Genomic DNA, 21,066 nt, shown 5'->3' on the forward strand with positions numbered 1-21,066 from the left:
AAAAAAGATGGAGAACGAAAAAAAACTGTTTCTGCTGGATGCCATGGCATTGATTTATCGGGCTTATTTTGCCATGAGCCGCAATCCGCAAATTAACTCTAAAGGATTGAACACTTCAGCGATTCTGGGTTTTGCCAATACGTTGCTGGAGATTTTAAAACATGAAAATCCCACCCATATCGGCGTGGCTTTTGATACCATGGCGCCTACACAACGGCACGAAGACTTTGCCGAATACAAAGCCAATCGCGAGAAAATGCCCGAAGACCTGGCCGCGGCCATTCCTTATGTGAAAGAACTCCTGGATGCCCTGAACATTCCGGTATTGTTGCTCGATGGTTACGAAGCTGATGATATTATCGGAACACTGGCCAAAAAAGCGGAGAAAAAAGGTTTTATCACTTATATGATGACTCCCGATAAAGATTTCGGACAATTGGTATCAGATAAAATCTTTATGTATAAACCTTCACGTAATGGGAAACCGGCCGAAATATGGGGGCCGAAAGAAGTTTGTGAGCGGTACGGAATAGAACGTCCCGAACAGTTCATTGATATTCTTGGATTGTGGGGCGATGCGGTGGATAATATTCCCGGTGTACCGGGCATTGGCGAAAAAACGGCTGCCAAACTCATTGCACAGTTCGGTTCCATTGAAAACCTGCTGAAAAACACACATCAACTCAAAGGAAAACTACGCGAAAACCTGGAAAAGTATGCCGACCAGGCACTGCAGTCCAAACAACTGGCCACTATCCTTACCGATGTACCGTTGCCTTTTGAGCCGGAAAAACTCAAAATGGGGGCTCCGGATCACGAAGCACTCAAAAAACTTTTTGAAGAACTGGAATTCCGCACATTTGCCAAACGCTTTTTTACCTGGCTATCTTTGCAACAACCTCAGGGAAATTATGAGCAAGGAGAGCTTTTTCCCGTTTCTGAAGAAGTCGAAATCAAAACGATCCACACAACACCGCATACTTATCATTTAATTGATACCCCCGAAAAAGCCCGGATGCTGGCCGGTGAACTGAAAAAACAAAAAGCCTTTTGTTTTGACACCGAAACCACAGGCTTGGATCCCGACAAAGCCGAAATTGTGGGTATTTCCTTTTCGTGGAAAGCACACGAAGCCTACTATGTACCGTTATCCGATAATTATCACCGGGCTACACAGCAATTGGCGGTTTTTAAAGAGGTGCTTGAAAACGAAAAGATTGAAAAAACAGGACAAAACATCAAGTTTGACATTTCTATTTTACGTTGGTATGATATTGTGGTAAAGGGACCGCTTTTCGATACCATGATTGCCCATTATCTGCTGGAACCCGACCGTCGGCATAATATGGATTATCTGGCTGAAACCTACCTGAATTACAAACCGGTTTCCATTGAGAGCCTGATTGGGAAAAAGGGGAAAAAGCAAGGCAGCATGCGTGATGTTCCGTTGGAAGAAATTAAAGAATATGCCGCTGAAGATGCCGATATTACCTGGCAGCTTCGTAAAGTTTTGGAACCGAAATTGAAAGAAACCGGAACCGAAAAGTTGTTTTTTGAAACCGAAATGCCGCTGGTGCCCGTGCTGGCATCCATGGAAGCCGAAGGCGTGAAACTGGATACAGAAACGCTCGCCCGGTTTAGTGAAGAACTGACCATTGAAATTGCTTTGATGGAAAAAGAGATTTATGAAATGGCCGGTATGGAATTTAATATTGCATCGCCCAAACAACTGGGCGAAGTGCTTTTTGACCGGCTTCAGCTTTCCGGAAAGCCGAAAAAAACCAAAACCGGTCAGTATTCCACCAGCGAAGATGTGCTTACCAAATTGGCTTATCGACATCCCATTGCGGAAAAAATATTGGAATACCGTTCGCTGACCAAGCTCAAATCGACTTATGTGGATGCTTTGCCCAAGCTGGTATCCCAGCGCGATGGCCGCATACATACTTCGTACAACCAGGCAGTAGCTGCTACGGGACGGCTGAGTTCGAACAATCCTAATTTGCAGAATATTCCTATCCGTACCGAACGTGGGCGGGAGATCCGCAAAGCATTTGTACCGCGGAACAAAGAATATATTTTACTGGCCGCCGATTATTCACAAATCGAATTGCGTATCATTGCTCATTTGAGTCGTGATGAGGGCATGATGGAGGCTTTTCGTAAAGGGTTGGATATTCATACCGCCACGGCTGCACGGGTGTATGGTGTGCCGGTAGATCAGGTTACCCGCGAGATGCGGCGTCATGCCAAAACAGTGAATTTTGGTATTATTTATGGCATCTCGGCCTTTGGTCTTTCCGAACGGTTGAAAATTCCGCGCCGCGAAGCGGCCGAAATAATCAAAAATTATTTCGAGAAGTATCCCGGCATCCGGCAATATATGGATAATACCATTGCTTTTGCCCGTGAACATGGCTATGTAGAAACCATCCTTGGCCGTCGCCGTTACCTCAAAGACATCAATTCAGCCAATAGCGTAGTACGGTCTTATGCCGAACGAAATGCTATTAATGCCCCTGTTCAGGGTTCTTCGGCTGATATGATCAAGATCGCCATGATTCGTATCTTCGATGAAATGCAGAAAAAACAGATGAAGTCGAAAATGATTCTGCAAGTACATGACGAACTGGTTTTTGATGCCCATAAAGAAGAAGTGGAAATGCTTAAACAGCTGGTGGAAGACAAAATGAAAAATGCCTTGCCGCTGGATGTTCCGGTTATCGTGGATATTAACACCGGAAACAATTGGCTTGAAGCACATTAGTTTTCGGTTCGGCTTATTCCTGAGTTCATCCGGATGGTAAAAAATGCTTTTTTGAAATGTTTTGTCCGGTTTTAAAATACGAAAAACCCTTACCGGCCGGTCGTACAAAAAGTGTTATTTTTGTTACCTGATTTTGCCACAACGATTTAAAAATATTACCATGGAAAGAGACCAAAAAATATTCGACCTGATAAAACAGGAAAAAGAACGCCAAATGCACGGCATCGAGCTGATTGCTTCCGAAAACTTTGTAAGTGACCAGGTACTCGAGGCCATGGGTTCGGTAATGACCAATAAATATGCCGAGGGGTATCCCGGAAAACGTTATTATGGCGGTTGCGAAGTGGTGGACCAGTCTGAACAGATTGCCATCGACCGTGCCCGCGAACTTTTTAATGCCGAATATGCCAATGTACAACCCCATTCGGGTGCCCAGGCTAACATGGCTGTGCTGATGGCTTGCCTGAAACCCGGCGATACTTTTATGGGTCTCGACCTGTCGCACGGTGGTCACCTGTCGCACGGCTCGCACGTTAACTCTTCGGGAATTTTATACCGTCCGGTAGCCTACAAAGTAAAAGAAGATACCGGCATGGTAGATTATGACGAAATGGAAGCCATTGCCAAAAAAGAAAAACCCAAGTTGATTATTGCCGGTGCTTCGGCTTACTCGCGCGACTGGGATTATGAACGTATGCGTGCCATCGCCGACGAAGTGGGCGCTATCCTGATGGCTGACATTGCTCACCCTGCCGGGTTGATTGCCAAAGGTCTGTTGAACGACCCGATAGAATATTGCCACATTGTAACTACCACTACCCATAAAACCCTGCGTGGTCCGCGTGGCGGCATGATTTTGATGGGCGAAGATTTTGAAAACCCGTGGGGATTGAAAACACCCAAAGGAGTTACCAAAATGATGTCGGCTGTACTTAATTCAGCAGTTTTCCCGGGTATTCAAGGTGGTCCGCTCGAACATGTTATTGCGGCTAAAGCGGTGGCTTTTGGTGAAGCACTTACCGACAGCTATTTTGAATATACTTTACAAGTGAAGAAAAATGCCCAGGTAATGGCTAAAGCTTTTATCGACAGAGGATATCATGTAATTTCCGGTGGTACCGACAATCATTTGATGCTGATCGATTTGCGGAGTAAATTCCCTGAAATTACCGGAAAACAGGTGGAAAACACCCTTGTCAGAGCCGATATCACCGTGAATAAAAACATGGTTCCGTTCGACAGCCGCTCGCCGTTTAAAACCAGCGGCCTGCGCGTGGGAACTCCGGCCATTACTACCCGCGGACTCAAAGAAGAACACATGGAACCCATTGTGGAGATGATTGACGAAGTCATCAGCAATATTGAAGACGAAACCGTTTTAGCCGGTGTGAAAAAACGGGTGAACGAAATGATGGCCGATTTTCCGTTGTTTGCTTATTAAGCAGAATCCGGAAATAGAAAAAGATTAAACAGGCATACATTTTATGTGTGCCTGTTTTTTTGTGGCTTTTTGAAAAGATACCAGACAAATACGGAAGTCCTTTTCGGATTGAAATAAACCAAAAATGCATTTTGATATTTAATTGTTATAAAAAATTCACCCCATTATTTTGCTGTATTGAAGGCAGGTTAATCAAAAGAAATTTGTTTGATGATTTAGGATTTAAATTTTTCATTGGTTGATAAATTTTTCACAGATTGAATCTGAATACAGCCCTATTCGTAAAAAAAGTTATTTTAATCCTTTCTTTATAGCTTCATAAATCATTTTATTACAACTGGTTGTGTTTTAAATCGAGTTTGGCTAGATGTGATAAAAATCACATTTTATTGTGACGATAAGACCCTTCCGTGCGAAATATATTCTCTAACATTGTACTCGTATTTAAAAATTATATATTTAAATTATTTGTTATGAAAAGGAAAATATTATTCATTTTATTGGCGATGACAACGAGTTTTGCTTTTGCACAAACCGGTCATCTGATGCAGGGAATAGGAGCTTTTAACATGTCTATGGGTGGAGCTTCTACCGGACAGCCTTTGGATATCGAAGGGGCTTTACAATGGAATCCGGCTTCTATTTCGGTTTTTAACCATAAAATCATCTCTTTTGATGTGGGGTTAATGGCTTCTTCCCCTACGATCTATTCTACAGTTCCGACACAAACCGGAACTTATATCAGTGGTTCTACAGAAGATGACAAAGGAATTTCTCCTTTGCCGGCTTTGGCCATGGTATTCGGAAAAGAAAACAGCAAACATACTTTTGGTGTTTCTGTTTTCGGTGTCAGTGGTTTTGGCGTTACTTTTCCGGAAAGCACGACCAATCCGATCAACTTTCCGCAAAGCATGGGCGGCTTTGGCCGTTTGGAATCCAATTACATGCTGTTGCAGGTAGGTTTTACTTATGCGTATCAGATTTCGGACAACTTCTCCGTCGGTATTGAGCCCACCATCGATTATGCTTCTTTAAAAGTAAATCCGAACCCGCTGGCTTCTCCCAGCCAGACTTTGGGATATCCCAATTCTGATAATGCTTCTGCTTTCGGATTTGGCGGACAGATTGGAGTGTTTTACCGTTCGGATTTCGGATTTAAAATGGGGGTTTCTTACAAAACAGAACAATATTTCAGTGATTTGACTTTCTCAAATACTTATCTGGATGGTTCTCCGGCTCCTGAAAATAAATTCAAAATGAACTTTCCGTCTATTTTTTCTGTCGGTGTGGGATATTCTACCGATAAATTTGATTTTGCACTGGATTACAGAAGAATCTTTTATGAAAATACGGATGGTTTTGAAAATACCGGATGGACAGAAACCGGAGCTGTTGCCGGTTTTGGCTGGAAAAACATTAGCGTTCTGTCTGTGGGATTGCAGTTGAAACTGATCAATAAATTACCTTTCCGGTTCGGTTATACCTATAACGACAATCCTATTGATAGCGATGTGGCAATGTATTCTGTAGAGGCTCCGGCTGTAGTTAAAAATGCCTTTCAGTTTGGTTTTGGATATATTGTCAACAAACATATTACCATTAATGCAGCATTTCATCATGGAACAAGTTCCGGAAAAACTTCCGGTCCGTTGTTAAATCCGTCAATGGTTTCTTCTACCAATCCTTATGGAGCAATACCGGGTTCCGATGTGTCTTATGACATGACGACCAATATGGTAATGTTTGGATTTAGCTATACTTTCGATTAACGATAATAAATTTTTGTTCAATTAAAAGGCTGTCTGATTTTTTCAGACAGCCTTTTTTATAGCTGTTGTTTTCTGCGAAAACAGAAATATTGTCAATTGTATTTTAAAATGCACTATTAGCGCATTTTGATTTTCAATCGGTATAAATAAACAGTTTGGCCGTTAAAGAATGGAAAGATTCGTTTAAATACTGGAATTTTCTGATTACATTTGTTCAGTATCATTGGAAAACCGGAAATTCATGAAAACACTGTACATTGTCCGTCATGCTAAATCGTCGTGGGACGATTTATCGGCTTCTGATCACGATCGCGAATTGTTGCCTGTAGGTATTCAACGAACCCGGAAAGTGGCGGCCTGGCTGAAATCACGGAATGTTTTTCCTGATAAAATTATCAGCAGTACCGCTACAAGAGCGTATGAAACAGCTCGTTTGCTGGCAGAAGGAATCGGTTTTCCGGTAGAGAAGATCGAAACTACCCGCGCCTTGTACGGTGCCGGGCCGGAAGAAGCGGAAGCGCTTCTGTTCGAGCTCCCCGACGCAGTGAATAGCGTGATGATGGTAGGACACAATCCCGGTTTTACCGAATGGGTCAACGAATTTTTGGAATATTCCCGGCAAATACATAATCTGCCGACTTCTGCGGTGGCGGCCGTTCGGTTTGATACCAACCGGTGGGAAGAGCTGTCTCTTGCAAATTCCACTGTGGAATTTATCATCACTCCAAAAATGTTGAAAAAGAAAAAATTTTAACCGTTGGCCATTTATCCCGTCCGGCAGTATTTCATATTTCTAACCTTATCCGGTAAATTTGTTAAAATTCTTAATAACCGGTTGAAACCATTTACTATAAGTTCGATTTTTAAATAAGTTTGCACTTGCAAAGCAGGTGGCAGCCTCAAAAACAGCAAATTGTATGAAGAAATTTCAAAACATTACCGAATCACCTTCTCTGTATGATAACATTGACCAGTGGCCGGTCAGGCAGATTTTGGAAACCATGAATAAAGAAGACCAGACGGTTCCGCTGGCAGTAAAAAAACAAATTCCGCAAATCGAAAAACTGGTGATTGCGCTCACCGAACGGATTAAATCGGGCGGGCGGCTTTTTTATCTTGGTGCCGGCACCAGCGGCCGTTTGGGAATTTTGGATGCTTCTGAGATTCCTCCCACTTTCGGAGCTCCGTACGATTTGGTTATCGGCCTGATTGCCGGTGGCGATACGGCCATCCGCAAGGCGGTAGAATCGGCCGAAGACGACCCCGACCAATCGTGGAAAGATATGGAACCCTATCACCCGACAGCCAAAGATACCGTAGTGGGTATTGCTGCGTCCGGACGAACACCGTATGTGATTGGCGGCGTAACCCGTGCCCGCAAAGAAGGTTTGCTGACGGCCTGTATTACCAATAATCCCGGAACAAAACTGGCAGCGGCTGTGGATATTCCCATCGAAGTGATTGTCGGACCGGAATTTATTACCGGAAGTACCCGCATGAAATCGGGAACCAGTGCCAAGTTGGTGTTGAACATGATTACTACCGGAACCATGATCCGGCTCGGACGGGTGAAGGGAAATAAAATGGTGGATATGCAGCTTACCAATCAGAAACTGGTGGAACGTGGTACCCGGATGATTGTGGAAGAAACCGGACTGGAACCTGCTGAAGCCAAACGGCTTTTGCTGTTGTACGGTTCGGTTCGGGCTGTTTTGGACTCGTTGAAAAACAAGTAATTTGAGAGAAGCGGGAAGAAGGAAGTGGGAAGAAAAAATTCTGTTATCGGGCTTTTGATTTTTTTGAACAAGGTACGATGAACCCAAAATAATTGATCAACCGAAATGGTAGTAAAACCGCAAAATAAAAAGAAATGATGTTTAAAAAATTTTTCGGACCGGCTATGGCAGCTTTTCTGTTGCTTTGTTTTTCCGGTATGAATGCTTTTGCACAAAACAATACCGATTCCGCAATTCCGCCTTTTCAAAACGATTTGGCCAACCACTGGGTCGATTCGGTTTTTAACACACTGAATAAAAATGAGAAGATTGCCCAGCTAATTTTTGTGGCAGCCTATTCCAATCGGGGTATTCAACATGAGGTAGCCATTACCGATTTAATCCGTAAATACAAGATTGGCGGGTTAATCTTTTTTCAGGGAACCCCTCAAAAGCAGGCCTCGCTGACGAATTTTTACCAGTCGCAATCGAAAGTGCCGTTGCTGATTGCCATGGATGCCGAATGGGGACTGGCCATGCGGTTGAAACACACCATTCATTTTCCTTATCAGATGGCGCTTGGCGCGGTGGGTAACGACACACTGATTTACGAAATGGGACGGGAAATCGGGCGTGAACTCCGGCGCGTTGGTGTACAGATGAACCTGGCTCCGGTAGTGGATATCAATAACAATCCCAATAATCCGGTAATCAATTTCCGGTCGTTCGGGATGGATAAAAAAGCAGTAGCTGTCAAAGGAATTGCTTACATGAAAGGATTACAGGATGAAAACGTTTTGGCTACGGCCAAGCATTTTCCGGGTCATGGCGATGTCAGCAAAGATTCGCACAAAACCCTGCCGGTGGTTCCTTTCTGCCGCACCCGGTTAGATACGCTCGAACTTTATCCTTTCCGGCAGATGATTCATGCCGGCGTGGGAGCAGTTATGTCTGCGCATTTGTATGTGCCGGCTCTTGATTCTACCCCTAACCTGCCTTCTTCCCTGTCCAAAAAAATCGTTACCGGTGTTTTAAAAGACAGTCTCGGTTTTAAAGGGCTGGTGATTTCGGATGCCATGAACATGAAAGGGGTAACCAAGTATTTTCCTGCCGGCCAGGCCGATGCCAAAGCCATGATTGCCGGAAATGATGTGCTGGAATTTGTTCAGGATGTGCCCCTGGCCATTAAAAAAATCAGAAAAGCCATTGCCCGTAAACAACTTACCTGGCAAGAAATTGACCGGCGGGTAAAAAAGGTGCTGGCAGCCAAATACTGGGCCGGATTAAACCATTGGAAACCGGTGGATACCGTTGGTATGATTCAGGATTTGAACCGTCCGGAAGCCCGGGTGCTCAACCGGAAACTGATTCGGGCCTCCCTCACGGTTTTGCGCGACAATAATCAAATTCTTCCGGTTCAACATCTTGATAAGGAGCGTATTGCTACGTTAATGATCGGGAGTGCTCAACCGACGGAATTTCAAAAGATGCTGGCAAAATATACCCGGACAACCAATTTTTACTGGACAAAAAACGATACGACCCCGGATAGTATCTGGCAAAAACGGCTGAAAAATTACAGCCTTGTCATTGTGGGAATTACCCACATGAGCCAGTATCCGCAGCGGAATTTCGGTATCACACCTGAAATGACTGCTTTTTTGCAAAAGATAATCCAAAACCATCGGACCATTGTTACCGTATTTGGCAATCCGTTTTCGTTAAACAAGCTGCCGGGAATTGAAAAAGCCGATGGTTTGGTTCTGACTTACGAAGACAGTCCGTTGTTTCAGAACCTGGCGGCCCAGCTTATTTTCGGCGCTTTTGGTGCACACGGCACTTTGCCGGTACGATTGGATAAATTTCCGATACATTTCGGCATTAAGACCCCTTCGTTAGGAAGGCTGGCCTACACGCTGCCCGAAGAAGAAGGTATGGATGGTGCTTATCTGAACAAGATGGTGGATTCGATTGCCATGTCAGGAATCAAAGCCAAAGCCTATCCGGGCTGCGAAGTGCTGGTTGCCCGCAACGGTGCCGTGGTTTTTCATAAAGCGTATGGCTATCACACTTATTATAAACGAACAAAAACACGCAAAAGCGATTTGTTCGATTTTGCCTCACTCACAAAAGTAACGGCTTCAACGTTGGCGCTCATGAAGCTGTACGATGAAGGAAAAATACAACTGGATGCTCCTATTGCTGATTTGTGGCCGGCATTTAAACATTCTAACAAGAATAAAATGACGCTTCGTGAAGTGCTGGCTCATCAGGCCGGATTGGAACCCTGGATTCCTTATTGGAAATATACGGTGAAGAAAAACGGGAAGTTTAAAAAACGCATTTTCCGCTGTGATTCTTCTGCCCGCTTTGATGTACCGGTTTCACCGGCTTTATACATGAACAAAAACTACCGGAAAACCATGTATCGCGAAATCAAGAAATCACCGGTTTCTCCGGTCAAAAAGTATCGTTATTCCGGGTTGTTCTTTTATCTGGTGCCGCAGATTGTCAAGAACCTGACCGGTGAAGATTTTGAAACCTATTTAAAAACAACTTTTTATCATCCATTGGGAGCTTATAACCTCACCTTTAATCCGTATCGTCATTATCCGTTGCAACGCATTGTTCCTACGGAGGTAGATACTTTTTTCCGTCATGTGGCTATTCATGGTCATGTACACGACGAAGGAGCCGCGATGATGGGGGGAGTTTCCGGAAATGCCGGATTGTTTGGCACAGCCAACGATTTGGCCAAATTGGGCGAGATGTATTTGAATATGGGGTTTTATGGCGGCATTCAGTATATTTCAGATACGACCATGAAGGAGTTTACAAAGTGTCAGTATCCGGATAATGATAACCGCCGCGGATTAGGTTTTGATAAACCGTTACTTGGAAACGATACTTTGCCTGAAAACAAAGCTTATCCGGCCCGCAGTGTAAGTCCGGAAAGTTTTGGCCATTCGGGGTACACCGGCACTTTTTTATGGATGGATCCGAAGACCAAATTGTTGTATATCTTTTTCTCTAACCGGGTTTATCCAACGCGATTGAACCATAAGATTTATCAGCTGAATATCCGGACAAACATTCAACAAGCCTTATACGATGCCATTAAAAAGGAAAAAATGTTGCCGGAAAAAATAAGGCTGAGCAACAACAACAAGGTTCCGGAAAAAGGGGATTTGACCTATTTTTCTCCTTCTGTTGCTGTACAATGAAACAGTACAGGATTTTAGAAATAACCTTGCTTTACTCGTCGTTTGTATCTCTACTTTTCAAGTACTTCAAGTGCCTAAAGTGGGAAATTTCAAAAAACAAAAAAGCAAATCACAAAAAACAAAAGAGCAAATGACAACTCCAAAAGCCAATTGTATTGTCATGTTGAACGCAGTGAAACATCTTTTTTAACAGCTTTAACAGCCGTGATTATTTTTGAGATTCTTCACTTCGCTATCGCTCCGTTCAGAATGACAATGAAAATACGATAAAGTATTGAAAACAACCAATCACAATAACCTATGACTTCCCATTCATCGGTTCATCACCAATATTTATCATTCATCCTTCCCAATGACCAGTGACTCTTTTTACCACAAAGTCTCTCAAAGGGCATCACAAAGGAACTCCAAGGAAATGTAACAAATCTCACCCCGTTTATCGTTCAATATTTTACATTCATCATTGACATCAAACATCCTCCATCTTCACATCGCAAATCAAACATCTTCCATCCAAACATCCATTTCTTTGCGGCAGGGACAGCAGCGGCAGCCCGGAGTACGGCGGGGCTGGTGAAGCTTATGCGGTTGGCGCGACAGGGGAGCGCCCGGCAAGCATTAGCTGAATGCTCCGGCGGACGAGGACTATAGCGAATGGCCCGTGATGGCTTTGTGCGTTGGCCCGCCTGAATGACGTAGTCGGGCAGGCCCGCCCTTAAAGTATTGAAGGCTGGAAAACGTTAGAAATAACCTTCCCGCTTTTTCTGTTCCATACTGGCTTCCTGGTCGAAGTCGATGACGCGGGTGGTGCGTTCTGATACCGAAACGGTCATCATCTCTTCCACAATTTTTTCGATGGTGTCGGCTTCCGATTCGATGGCGCCGGTAAGCGGATAGCAGCCGAGCGTACGGAACCGGACCTTTTTCATCACCGCTTTTTTGCGTAATTCTTCCGGCATGCGGTCATCGTCCACCATAATCCAGTTGCCGTCCACATTGACCACCGGCCGTTCTTTGGCATAATAAAGCGGGACGATGGGGATGTTTTCGAGCCGGATATACTGCCAGATATCCAGTTCAGTCCAGTTTGAGATAGGGAAAACCCGGATGGATTCGCCTTTGTGCACTTTGGCATTGTAGATATCCCACAGCTCAGGACGCTGATTTTTGGGGTCCCATTGGTGATATTTATCGCGGAAAGAGTAAATGCGTTCTTTAGCCCTTGATTTTTCTTCGTCGCGCCGGGCGCCGCCAAAAGCCGCATCGAACTTGTATTTGTCGAGTGCCTGCAACAAAGCCTGTGTCTTCATCACATCGGTATGCACTTTTGATCCGTGCGTAAACGGACCGATACCGGCTTCATACCCTTCTTTGTTGTAGTAAACAATTAAATCCCATCCTTTTTCTTTAGCGTAATTATCTCTGAATTCGATCATCTCGCGAAATTTCCACTTGGAATCGATATGCATCAAAGGGAAAGGCACCTTTCCGGGATAAAAAGCTTTTTCGGCCAGCCGCACCATCACTGAAGAATCTTTTCCGATGGAATACAACATCACCGGGTTTTCAAATTCAGCAGCCACTTCGCGGATGATATGAATGGATTCGGCTTCTAATTCACGCAGATTGTTGATGGAATAAGTTTGCATAGGGTATTTTTTGATGGCAAATTTACGTTAAAAAATCAAAGATATCCGGCCATATATAATGAACGGATAATTAAAGCAATACCGAAAACGATCAGGCTAATCGCAGCAATTTTATTGATCAGATGTAAAAACTTATCTGTGATATAGCCTTTGATTTTTGAGGCAAGATAAACTTTGGTGACGTCGGAGGAGAAAACCACCGAAAGCGTTCCGGCGAAAAAGAGAATAATGTCTTTTGTGGTATCCATAAACGGAGCGGCTACGCCAAGTACTACGGTGGGCCAGAACAGCCAGACAAAGGGATTGGCAATGTTCAGCAGGTATCCCTTGATGAGATAGGTGATGGCGTGGGGTTCGCTGATATTGACTACCTCGTCGCTGCTGTTCACTTCGATTTTGTGCCGTGAAGTCAACACCCCAAAAATAATCAGAATGATTCCGCCAATTATTCCCAAAAGCTGGTGTTTATGCATGTTATCCATTACGGCATGGGCTGCCATAATAGAAACGGATACCACGGTCAGGTCGTTTAGAAACACCCCGACAGCCAGAATAAAACCTTTGGAAAAGCCGCGATGAATACCGGTTTGCACCAAGGCAAAAAAAGCCGGGCCAAAGCCGAAAAACAGCGCCAGCGTCAAACCTAACAACATTCCTTCAAACAACGGATGCATAGCTTACAAATATTGACGGTCTTTTAAAAATTGTTCCCATTCGGTAATGCGCTCATTTTTTAAAACGCGGGGAAATTTATGGGCGCTCCCGGTTTTTCCTTTCATTTCCATGTACTCCATGAAAGCTTTAACGGGTAAAACACGTACTGATACTTTACGAATAGCTTCCAGTCGTTCCACCCGGTAATCGTCGTTAAGATTTTTCAGGTACTGATCAATTTTCCGGGCGGCTTCTTCCGGATTTATTTGTGCCGGAGTTCCCAGATACCACCGGTGGGCAAATAGGCCTTCGTGCCGGTAAGCATGAACCGTAAACTCCGGAATTTCGATATTCATTTCTTCCTGCAACAGTTCAATCGCACGGTTCATGTTATCCTGTGAAAGATGCTCTCCGCAGATACTTAAAAAATGTTTTGTTCGTCCGGTGATTTGTATTTCGGCAAAATCTTTGTCCAGGAATTTAATGGTATCTCCCAGCAGATAACGCCAGGCTCCGGCATTGGTACTCATCAGTAAAGCATACTCTTTTTCATTCTCTACTTCAGCCAACGTAAATGTTTCCGGATTTTCTTTCAGATTTCCTTCCGCATCAAAATTGTCATCGTTAAACGGAACAAATTCAAAAAATATCCCGTTATCGGTAATCATATCCATCCCTTTGGCTCCCAACCGGTTTTGATAAGCCACATAACCCTCGGAAGCAAGATAGGATTCATTGTACATGATTTTCTTGGCAAAAAGTTTTTCGAAACTTTTTACATAAGGTTTGAACGACACCCCGCTGTGTACGTAAACCCCAAGATTAGGCCAGATATCGTGAATGGTATTTACTTCATACTCTTCAATGATTTTTTCCAACAAAATCTGTACCCATGCCGGAACGCCCACCACAATGCCAATGTCCCAGTGAGGGGCTTTTTTTACCATTTCACGCAGTTTGGTGTTCCAGTCGGCTGTACGCGAAATGCGTTTGCCGGGTTTATAAAAATGCTGAAACCAGAACGGAATGCTGGCTGCCGTTATTCCGGACAAATCCCCTTCGTAATACGTGCCGTTGTATTGCAGGTGCGTACTGCCCCCGATCATCAGCATGCCTTTTTCGTAAAATTCAAGTGGGAAATCGTATCGTACCATCGACACAATCTGGCGAAGGCTGGCCCGTTTGATGCTGCGCAGCATATCGCCTGTTACCGGGATATATTTACTGGAAGCTTCTGATGTGCCGGAACTTAAGGCAAAATATTTTACTTTTCCCGGCCAGCTCACATACGGTTCGCCATTGAGTGCGCGATACCACCAGCATTTGTACATTTTGGAATAGTCGAAAACCGGGACCGATTCACGAAAAGCATTAACCACATCTTCGGAAGTCAGGATCTTCGAAAACTGATAATATTCTCCAAAAGCGGTAAATTGTGCCTTTCGCAACAACTTTACCAGTTGGTTTTTTTGTGCCTTTACCGGATGAATCCATTGTTTTTTCAGTTCTACCGGTTTGTTCCTGAGCGTATAAGCACTTCGTATCAGACTTCCGAGAAGCGGCATAAATCTCCTTCATTTTTACCGCGCAAAGATAGGAATAATCAGGTTCTTCGATTTAAAAATAATGTACTGGTTTTCAGGCCGCTGATTTTATTGATAAAAAAGAAAAGTGTGTAAAACGACTATCGCCATTCTACCAGTGATCCGCGTGAAGCATCCAACATGAATGAAGGAACAGCTTTTTGTATGCTCTCGGCCAGCGATTTTACCAATTTTGTTTTGGCAAATTGCCGGGTATATACCAAGCTCACTTCCCGTAAAGGAATTTTATCGCTAAAATGACGGAGTTGTTTCCGGCGTTCCCCTTTTAGTTCTCGCCCGGCTAACTCCGGGATCAATGTAAACCCGCCTTCTTTGTCAATGATTTTGATTAGTGTATCAATGGCTCCGCCGGCGTAATCAAAGGGTAACTGATCTGATTTCAGTTCTTGTAAATCGCATAAATTAATGACCTGACTGCGAAAACAATGGCCGTCGCTTAAAAGCCATAACTCCGGCGAAGCAATATCTTTTACCTGGATAACCGGTTTGCGGATCAGCGGATTGGAACGGTTGGAATAGATTAACATCTCTTCGTAATACAACGGTTGTTCAATGATGGCTTTGTTATGCAACGGTGTAACCAATATCCCGACATCCAACTGGTCTTTTTGCAGTTTTTCTTCAATGCGTTCAGTAATCAGTTCTTCCACTTTCATGTGTACTTCCGGATAATTCTGTTTGTAATGTCCGGCAAACAACGGAAGCAGATATGGCGCTATGGTGGGAATGATTCCGATACGGAGTTCTCCGCTTAATTTGTTTTTTACCTCTTTGGCCAGGCGATGAATTTTCTTTGCTTCCTGTAATACCAGCCGGGCCTGTTCAATAATTTCTTTTCCGGCTTCGGTGGGAATAACCGGTTGTTTGCTCCGGTCGAATAAAATAACTTCCAGCTCCTCTTCCATTTTTTTTAACTGCATACTCAATGTAGGCTGGGTAACAAAACATTTCTCGGCTGCTTTGGCAAAATTGCGGTAGGTATCTACGGCTACTGCGTATTCCATTTGTATCAGTGTAATCATGACGCAAATATAGTTTTATCTATAAAGATAAAAATTTCATCGATTTAATTGATGGAAAAAGAAAAGTTGCTGCTGTTTTATAACAGCCACACCATCATTACCATCGTGAAAAAAGAGGAAATGAAAGTGGCAAAAATCAATATGGTGGTTAACTCCGAATCACAATTATACTGTTTGGCAAAGATGGCGGTCATGGTAGCCGATGGCATCGATGCTTCAATTACCGTTATTTTATTCCATAAAACGGGAAAATTAAAAAGGGAAGCTTGTAGATTGGAAAATAAGGGCTGAAAAATCAATTTGATAAAAATGGCCAGCAAAACCACTCCCCATACTTTGCGCAGATCCCGAAAATGAAGCATAACGCCAATGGTCAGCGTTACAAGTACCGTATTGGCTGATGAAATAATACCCAATAATTTATAAAAAGTGGATACGACGAGATTGTTTTGGGGCGGATTTAAAAAAGAAGTGGCAATGCCCAGCACAAGACTGAAAAATAAGGGAGAATAGAAAAAACGGCCGATTTCTTTTTTTATATCTTTTGTACCGAGTTTGTTTTTCCCGAAATACATGGCAATAAAAACCCCGAAAGTAAATAGCATAAAAGCGACCCCAAATTCGCTTACAATAGCAGCATCAGCCAGCGCACGGGCGTTGTCCGGAAAAATTATTTTAACCAGTGCATAACCAAGAAACCCCGAACTGCCAAAAGTAGAAGCCAAAATTAATGCCCCTAAACGGGGTCTGGAAAGTTTCAGTAACCGGCCGATGAGCAAAGCCAGCAGGGCAGCACAAACTTCTGTTATGATCATTACCAGGGCAAGAACCAGGTGATCGAATTTAAAATGGCTTTGTGACAATGAACTGAAAATCATTGCCGGAAGGGTAAAATTGAGAATAATGTTGGCAAATATTTTGGAATGCTCTTCTTTTAAAACCTTGAACTCTCTTAACATCATGCCTAACAGGATCATAACAATAAGAATGGTAATGGATTGTGTTACGACCTCATTATAAGACATGATCTTCAGATTTGATTTTTGGGGTAAGTTAAATGCGCTTACGAATTGGGTAAAGGTAAAAAATTCCTGTTAAGCCTGGTATATTCCCGTTACGTACAATTATAGAGTATATCTATCTAATCATAAAAACAATTGATTTGATTTATAACTGTTTAATGCAGACTTTTGCAAAGTCAATTTAAAACAGAAAAAAATGAACAACATAGGAATAAACAAAGAAAAAGCACAGATGCTGGCCGAAAGGCTTCAGGAACTGCTGGCCGATTATCAAATTTTTTACACTAACGTGAGAGGTTTTCACTGGAATATCCGGGGAGAGAAATTTTTTGAACTTCACTTAAAATTTGAAGAATTATACAACGATCTCATCCTGAAAATTGATGAGGTGGCCGAAAGAATTCTCACCTTGGGTTTTGCTCCCGAATACCGGTACAGTCGGTACATTTCGTCATCGCAAATCCAGGAAACCGAACAAACCGCCAATGGTACACAAAACGTAAAAAATCTCATTGACAGCTTTTCCGTGCTCATTACTAAGCAAAGAGAATTACTTCAGCTTTCGGCCGAAGCCGACGACGAAGGAACCAATAGTCTGATGAGCGATTATATCCGCGAACAGGAAAAACTGGTGTGGATGTACAGTGCTTTTTTAAACAGAAACTAAATCAATAATTTATAAATTTTAAAAAATTAAATGACCATGGAACAGGAATTAAAAGAAATCAACATTATGCCGCGCATCGGCGACCAGGCTCCCGATTTTGAAGCCGTTACTACCAAAGGAAAAATCAAATTTTCAGCATTTGCCAAAGACAAATGGATCATATTGTTTTCTCATCCGGCTGATTTTACGCCGGTATGTACTACCGAAATGAGTGGATTTGCCCAGCGGAAAGCCGAATTTGACGCCTTGAATACCGAACTTATCGGTTTGAGTATTGACAGTATTCATGCCCATCTGGCCTGGGTGAACAATGTAAAGGAAAATACCGGAGTATATTTTGATTTTCCCATTATTGCCGATATCGACATGAAAGTATCCAGGCTTTATGGGATGTTACAGCCCAACGAAAGTGAAACAGCTGCTGTGCGGGCTGTATTTTTTATTGATCCGTCAAAAAAAATCCGGTTGGTCATGTATTATCCGCTGAACGTTGGCCGGAATATGGATGAGATTCTCCGGGCTTTGGAAGCATTGCAGGTTTCGGATGCCAATGGCGTAGCCATGCCGCTGAACTGGAAAAAAGGAGACCGTGTAATTGTTCCGCCGCCGAAAGATTTAGACGAAATGCAGGAACGTATTGATGGCAATTATGCCGAGAAAATTGATTTTTATCTTGTAAAAAAAGATTTGTAATACCGACTATAAACAAAAAGCCGTCAGGAATAGGCTGACGGCTTTTTTTGTTTTTCAGGATGGGTTACTTTGTGTAAAAGTCGATCATGCGTTGAATGGCCCGCTGGCAAACCGGGCAGAATTTATTGCCTTTAAAACTTTTCATCAGGCAGTCCTGCATGGGGCGGTACATTCCTTTGGGTTCGTAGCCCCCGCCTTCGAAAGCGCCTACCGTATTCCGGTATTTTTTTGTTGCCGGCGTAGGAATAGGGGTTCCGGGTTTAACCATGTCTTTCCATTTTTTGTCGAAGTGATGTAAGGTGGTAATGTTGGGTTCCCAGGGTTCAATGTTCAGGTTGTAAAACTTGCCGTAAGCGGTTGGGTCGTTGTAATATTCATCGGCCAATCCGGCAAAACCATGACCAAATTCGTGGATAATGATTTTAGCGGATTTTACATTGCTGTTGACCGCCACGTTGTAGTAGTTGAAAATAGCCCCGCCCCCATATTTTTTGCTGTTGACCAAAATGTAAATCTGATCATAAGGAGCATTGGCTGCCAGGTCGCGAACACTTTTATCGTCCATGGTCATCAGATAACGCTCACTGTTAAAAGTGTAGTAGCTGGTGTTCAGAATGGTACTTTTCCAGATTCCTTTGGCTGGGATATCGGTACCCGATTGTCGTGAAGGAGCCAGAACAGCCCGGAAATTGAATTTATCCTTGTTTTGGGTATAAGGAGCAAAGGTGAAAAAGCTATTGACAAAATTTTTGCAGTCGTTGATAAATTTTCCCATTTCGGCTTCGGTGTAACCCTCCGGCAAAATGACCACATCCACGCGATGTGCCGGGTCGCCGGTAATCCGGACATTAAAATCGGGATACACCAGTCGCCGGTCGTGTTTGATGAAATAATCATTTGTATCGACAACGTAGCTAAACTTTTTATGAAATTTTCCGTTCCAGTCGCGACTGTAGAGTTCAATGCGCACATTCTCTTTCGGATAAGGAATAACAACGGTTTCAGAAAAAGTACGGCTGATTTTTTTGGCTTCATCGGTGGTTTGCCACTCTCTGAAAAGGGTGGAATAACCGCGGGAATAAAGTAACGAATCATTTTTCAGATTATACACTTTCACATAGTAGTTTCCATAATTCATGGTATCTACCAGGTTTACATGAGAGCCGCCCCAGTAGGGCTCTTCAATCAATTCGTCGAAAGTATAATACTCGCTGGTATCGTTCCCGCTGTGATAATAATCCATACGGAGCGTTTTATTGTAAAAGTATTTACTGAACTGGGCCTGAACGCTCAGTGTGAGTAAAACCAGCACAAAAAGAAAAAGTTTTTTCATGACGGAAATATTATAAGATTTTATAATCAATTATTTAAAGCTCCATTTGGCGCCGTCTTTGGTGTCTTTAATCTGGATATTCATTTTGGCCAGTTCATCACGGATTCTGTCGGCTGTAGCATAATCTTTCCGGTTTTTGGCCTCCTGACGGATTTCCAGGATGGTTTGCATAAGATAATCAATCAGGGCGCTGTCATCTTTTTCTTTGTTATCTTTTAATCCGAGTAAATCAAATAAGAAAGTGGAGAAAAAGCGCTTTGTATAATCGATATCTTCTTGTGTCATTGTTTCTTTTCCGGCATAAACCTGATTGATGCTGTGGGCCAGGTCGAACAAATGGGCGATCACCACCGGCGTGTTGAAATCATCATTCATGGCCTCGTAGCATTTTTCTTCAATGGTTTTTACGTCCACCGATGAAGTAGCCGAAGGTTTTAGTTCTTCCAACAGATAAAAAGCATCAAACAGTTTTCGCATCCCTTTTTCGGCCGCTTTCAGAGCGTCGGTTGAAAAATCAAGGGTACTGCGATAATGGGCCTGCAAAATGAAAAACCGAATGGTCATGGGTGAATAAGCCTGGTCGAGTGCCGGATGATCTCCGCTGAAGAATTCATTCAGTGTGATAAAGTTATTGAGTGATTTGCCCATCTTTTGCCCGTTGATGGTGATCATGTTATTGTGCATCCAGTATCGTACCGGATCGTGACCGGTAGCGGCATTGGCCTGGGCAATCTCCGATTCGTGATGAGGGAAGAGTAAATCCATTCCTCCTCCGTGGATGTCAAATGTTTCGCCGAGATATTTGGCGCCCATGGCCGAGCATTCCAGATGCCAGCCCGGATATCCTTCGCTCCACGGTGAAGGCCAGTGCATAATGTGGGTTGGATCGGCTTTTTTCCAAAGTGCAAAATCAAAAGGATTGCGTTTTTCTTCTTGTCCGGCCAGCTCACGGGTATTTTGCATCAGCTCTTCAATACGTCGTCCGGAAAGTTTTCCGTAATGATAGTCTTTGTTGTATTTTTCCACATCGAAGTAGAGCGAACCATCTGATTCGTAGGCATATCCGTTTTCAAGAATTTTTTTCACCAATTCAATCTGCTCAATGATGTGTCCGGAAGCGGTAGGTTCGATGCTGGGGGGCAGCGTGTTGAGCTGCTCCATATTTTTGTGGTAACGGTCGGTATAGTATTTTACCACCTCCATGGGTTCTAACTGTTCCAACCGGGCTTTTTGCTGGATTTTATCTTCCCCGGCATCAGCATCCGCCACCAGATGGCCCACATCGGTAATATTACGGACATACCGCACTTTGTAACCCAGATGTCTGAGATAACGGAAAACAATATCGAAAGTAATGCCGGGACGGGCGTGTCCAAGATGCGCATCGCCATAAACCGTAGGGCCACAAACATACATGCCTACATGTGGCGGGTTGATGGGTTTGAAAAGCTCCTTTTTCCGGCTGAGGGTATTGTAAATCTTCAGTTTGTTTTCCATGACTATAAT

15 protein-coding genes are annotated in these 21,066 nt (G+C 43.4%); 8 read left to right on the forward strand and 7 right to left on the reverse strand.

Annotated elements, in window-relative coordinates; translation table 11 throughout:
- Positions 1-7 precede the first annotated feature (7 nt).
- The 6 genes from polA to LA303_RS01040 all read left to right on the forward strand — a co-directional run bounded on the left by polA (position 8) and on the right by LA303_RS01040 (position 10,916).
- A complete protein-coding gene (gene polA / locus LA303_RS01015) occupies positions 8-2,767 on the forward strand; it encodes a DNA polymerase I (RefSeq protein WP_240526083.1) in 2,760 nt (919 codons plus the stop codon).
- Positions 2,768-2,927: 160 nt separating this feature from the next.
- On the forward strand, positions 2,928-4,208 hold the full coding sequence (gene glyA, locus LA303_RS01020; RefSeq protein ID WP_240526084.1) for a serine hydroxymethyltransferase: 1,281 nt from the start codon (positions 2,928-2,930) through the stop codon (positions 4,206-4,208).
- Positions 4,209-4,681: 473 nt separating this feature from the next.
- A complete protein-coding gene (locus LA303_RS01025; RefSeq protein WP_240526085.1) occupies positions 4,682-5,977 on the forward strand; it encodes an OmpP1/FadL family transporter in 1,296 nt (431 codons plus the stop codon).
- Positions 5,978-6,218: 241 nt separating this feature from the next.
- Positions 6,219-6,731, forward strand: coding sequence for a SixA phosphatase family protein (locus tag LA303_RS01030; RefSeq protein WP_240526086.1), 513 nt, complete (start codon positions 6,219-6,221; stop codon positions 6,729-6,731).
- A 163-nt stretch (positions 6,732-6,894) separates the two neighbouring features.
- Positions 6,895-7,713, forward strand: a complete 819-nt coding sequence (locus LA303_RS01035) for an N-acetylmuramic acid 6-phosphate etherase (RefSeq protein WP_240526087.1) — start codon at positions 6,895-6,897, stop codon at positions 7,711-7,713.
- Positions 7,714-7,847: 134 nt separating this feature from the next.
- Positions 7,848-10,916: a glycoside hydrolase family 3 N-terminal domain-containing protein gene (locus tag LA303_RS01040; RefSeq protein ID WP_240526088.1), complete on the forward strand. Its 3,069-nt coding sequence runs from the start codon at positions 7,848-7,850 to the stop codon at positions 10,914-10,916.
- Between the two features lie 740 nt (positions 10,917-11,656).
- Here LA303_RS01040 and cysD read toward each other — a convergent pair.
- From cysD to LA303_RS01065, 5 genes are all read right to left on the reverse strand, one after another.
- Positions 11,657-12,565 (reverse strand): sulfate adenylyltransferase subunit CysD, encoded by a 909-nt coding sequence (cysD, locus tag LA303_RS01045; protein ID WP_240525974.1) that lies wholly within the window; start codon positions 12,563-12,565, stop codon positions 11,657-11,659.
- Between the two features lie 35 nt (positions 12,566-12,600).
- A complete protein-coding gene (locus LA303_RS01050) occupies positions 12,601-13,239 on the reverse strand; it encodes a LysE family translocator (protein ID WP_240526089.1) in 639 nt (212 codons plus the stop codon).
- Positions 13,240-13,242: 3 nt separating this feature from the next.
- Positions 13,243-14,784, reverse strand: a complete 1,542-nt coding sequence (locus tag LA303_RS01055; protein WP_240526090.1) for a GH3 family domain-containing protein — start codon at positions 14,782-14,784, stop codon at positions 13,243-13,245.
- Positions 14,785-14,903: 119 nt separating this feature from the next.
- Positions 14,904-15,845 carry a hydrogen peroxide-inducible genes activator gene (locus LA303_RS01060; RefSeq protein ID WP_240526091.1) on the reverse strand — a complete coding sequence of 314 codons (942 nt, stop codon included), beginning with the start codon at positions 15,843-15,845 and terminating at the stop codon, positions 14,904-14,906.
- Between the two features lie 77 nt (positions 15,846-15,922).
- Positions 15,923-16,870, reverse strand: a complete 948-nt coding sequence (locus tag LA303_RS01065; RefSeq protein ID WP_240526092.1) for an AEC family transporter — start codon at positions 16,868-16,870, stop codon at positions 15,923-15,925.
- Positions 16,871-17,063: 193 nt separating this feature from the next.
- On the opposite strand from LA303_RS01065, the gene LA303_RS01070 reads away from it, so the two are divergent.
- Both LA303_RS01070 and LA303_RS01075 read left to right on the forward strand, forming a co-directional pair.
- Positions 17,064-17,534: a Dps family protein gene (locus LA303_RS01070; protein WP_240526093.1), complete on the forward strand. Its 471-nt coding sequence runs from the start codon at positions 17,064-17,066 to the stop codon at positions 17,532-17,534.
- Between the two features lie 36 nt (positions 17,535-17,570).
- Entirely contained in the window at positions 17,571-18,227 is a 657-nt protein-coding gene (locus LA303_RS01075; RefSeq protein WP_240526094.1) for a peroxiredoxin, read from the forward strand.
- Between the two features lie 64 nt (positions 18,228-18,291).
- Here the strand turns inward: LA303_RS01075 and LA303_RS01080 are convergent, their stop codons facing one another.
- Positions 18,292-19,560, reverse strand: coding sequence for a M64 family metallopeptidase (locus tag LA303_RS01080; protein ID WP_240526095.1), 1,269 nt, complete (start codon positions 19,558-19,560; stop codon positions 18,292-18,294).
- Positions 19,561-19,590: 30 nt separating this feature from the next.
- The gene (gene cysS, locus LA303_RS01085) at positions 19,591-21,057 is read right to left on the reverse strand and encodes a cysteine--tRNA ligase (RefSeq protein WP_240526096.1); all 1,467 of its coding nucleotides are present in this window, start codon (positions 21,055-21,057) and stop codon (positions 19,591-19,593) included.
- Positions 21,058-21,066: the final 9 nt, after the last annotated feature.

The sequence above is a fragment of the Candidatus Sulfidibacterium hydrothermale genome (assembly GCF_020149915.1).
GTDB lineage: Bacteria > Bacteroidota > Bacteroidia > Bacteroidales > F082 > Sulfidibacterium > Sulfidibacterium hydrothermale.

Coding starts and splice junctions, on each gene's coding strand:
- cysS (WP_240526096.1), bottom strand. CDS start 21,057: ATGGAAAACAAACTGAAGATTTACAATACCCTCAGCCGGAAAAAGGAG.
- cysD (WP_240525974.1), bottom strand. CDS start 12,565: ATGCAAACTTATTCCATCAACAATCTGCGTGAATTAGAAGCCGAATCC.
- LA303_RS01040 (WP_240526088.1), top strand. CDS start 7,848: ATGATGTTTAAAAAATTTTTCGGACCGGCTATGGCAGCTTTTCTGTTG.
- glyA (WP_240526084.1), top strand. CDS start 2,928: ATGGAAAGAGACCAAAAAATATTCGACCTGATAAAACAGGAAAAAGAA.
- LA303_RS01055 (WP_240526090.1), bottom strand. CDS start 14,784: ATGCCGCTTCTCGGAAGTCTGATACGAAGTGCTTATACGCTCAGGAAC.
- LA303_RS01060 (WP_240526091.1), bottom strand. CDS start 15,845: ATGATTACACTGATACAAATGGAATACGCAGTAGCCGTAGATACCTAC.
- LA303_RS01080 (WP_240526095.1), bottom strand. CDS start 19,560: ATGAAAAAACTTTTTCTTTTTGTGCTGGTTTTACTCACACTGAGCGTT.
- LA303_RS01035 (WP_240526087.1), top strand. CDS start 6,895: ATGAAGAAATTTCAAAACATTACCGAATCACCTTCTCTGTATGATAAC.
- LA303_RS01030 (WP_240526086.1), top strand. CDS start 6,219: ATGAAAACACTGTACATTGTCCGTCATGCTAAATCGTCGTGGGACGAT.
- LA303_RS01065 (WP_240526092.1), bottom strand. CDS start 16,870: ATGTCTTATAATGAGGTCGTAACACAATCCATTACCATTCTTATTGTT.
- LA303_RS01070 (WP_240526093.1), top strand. CDS start 17,064: ATGAACAACATAGGAATAAACAAAGAAAAAGCACAGATGCTGGCCGAA.
- LA303_RS01025 (WP_240526085.1), top strand. CDS start 4,682: ATGAAAAGGAAAATATTATTCATTTTATTGGCGATGACAACGAGTTTT.
- polA (WP_240526083.1), top strand. CDS start 8: ATGGAGAACGAAAAAAAACTGTTTCTGCTGGATGCCATGGCATTGATT.
- LA303_RS01050 (WP_240526089.1), bottom strand. CDS start 13,239: ATGCATCCGTTGTTTGAAGGAATGTTGTTAGGTTTGACGCTGGCGCTG.
- LA303_RS01075 (WP_240526094.1), top strand. CDS start 17,571: ATGGAACAGGAATTAAAAGAAATCAACATTATGCCGCGCATCGGCGAC.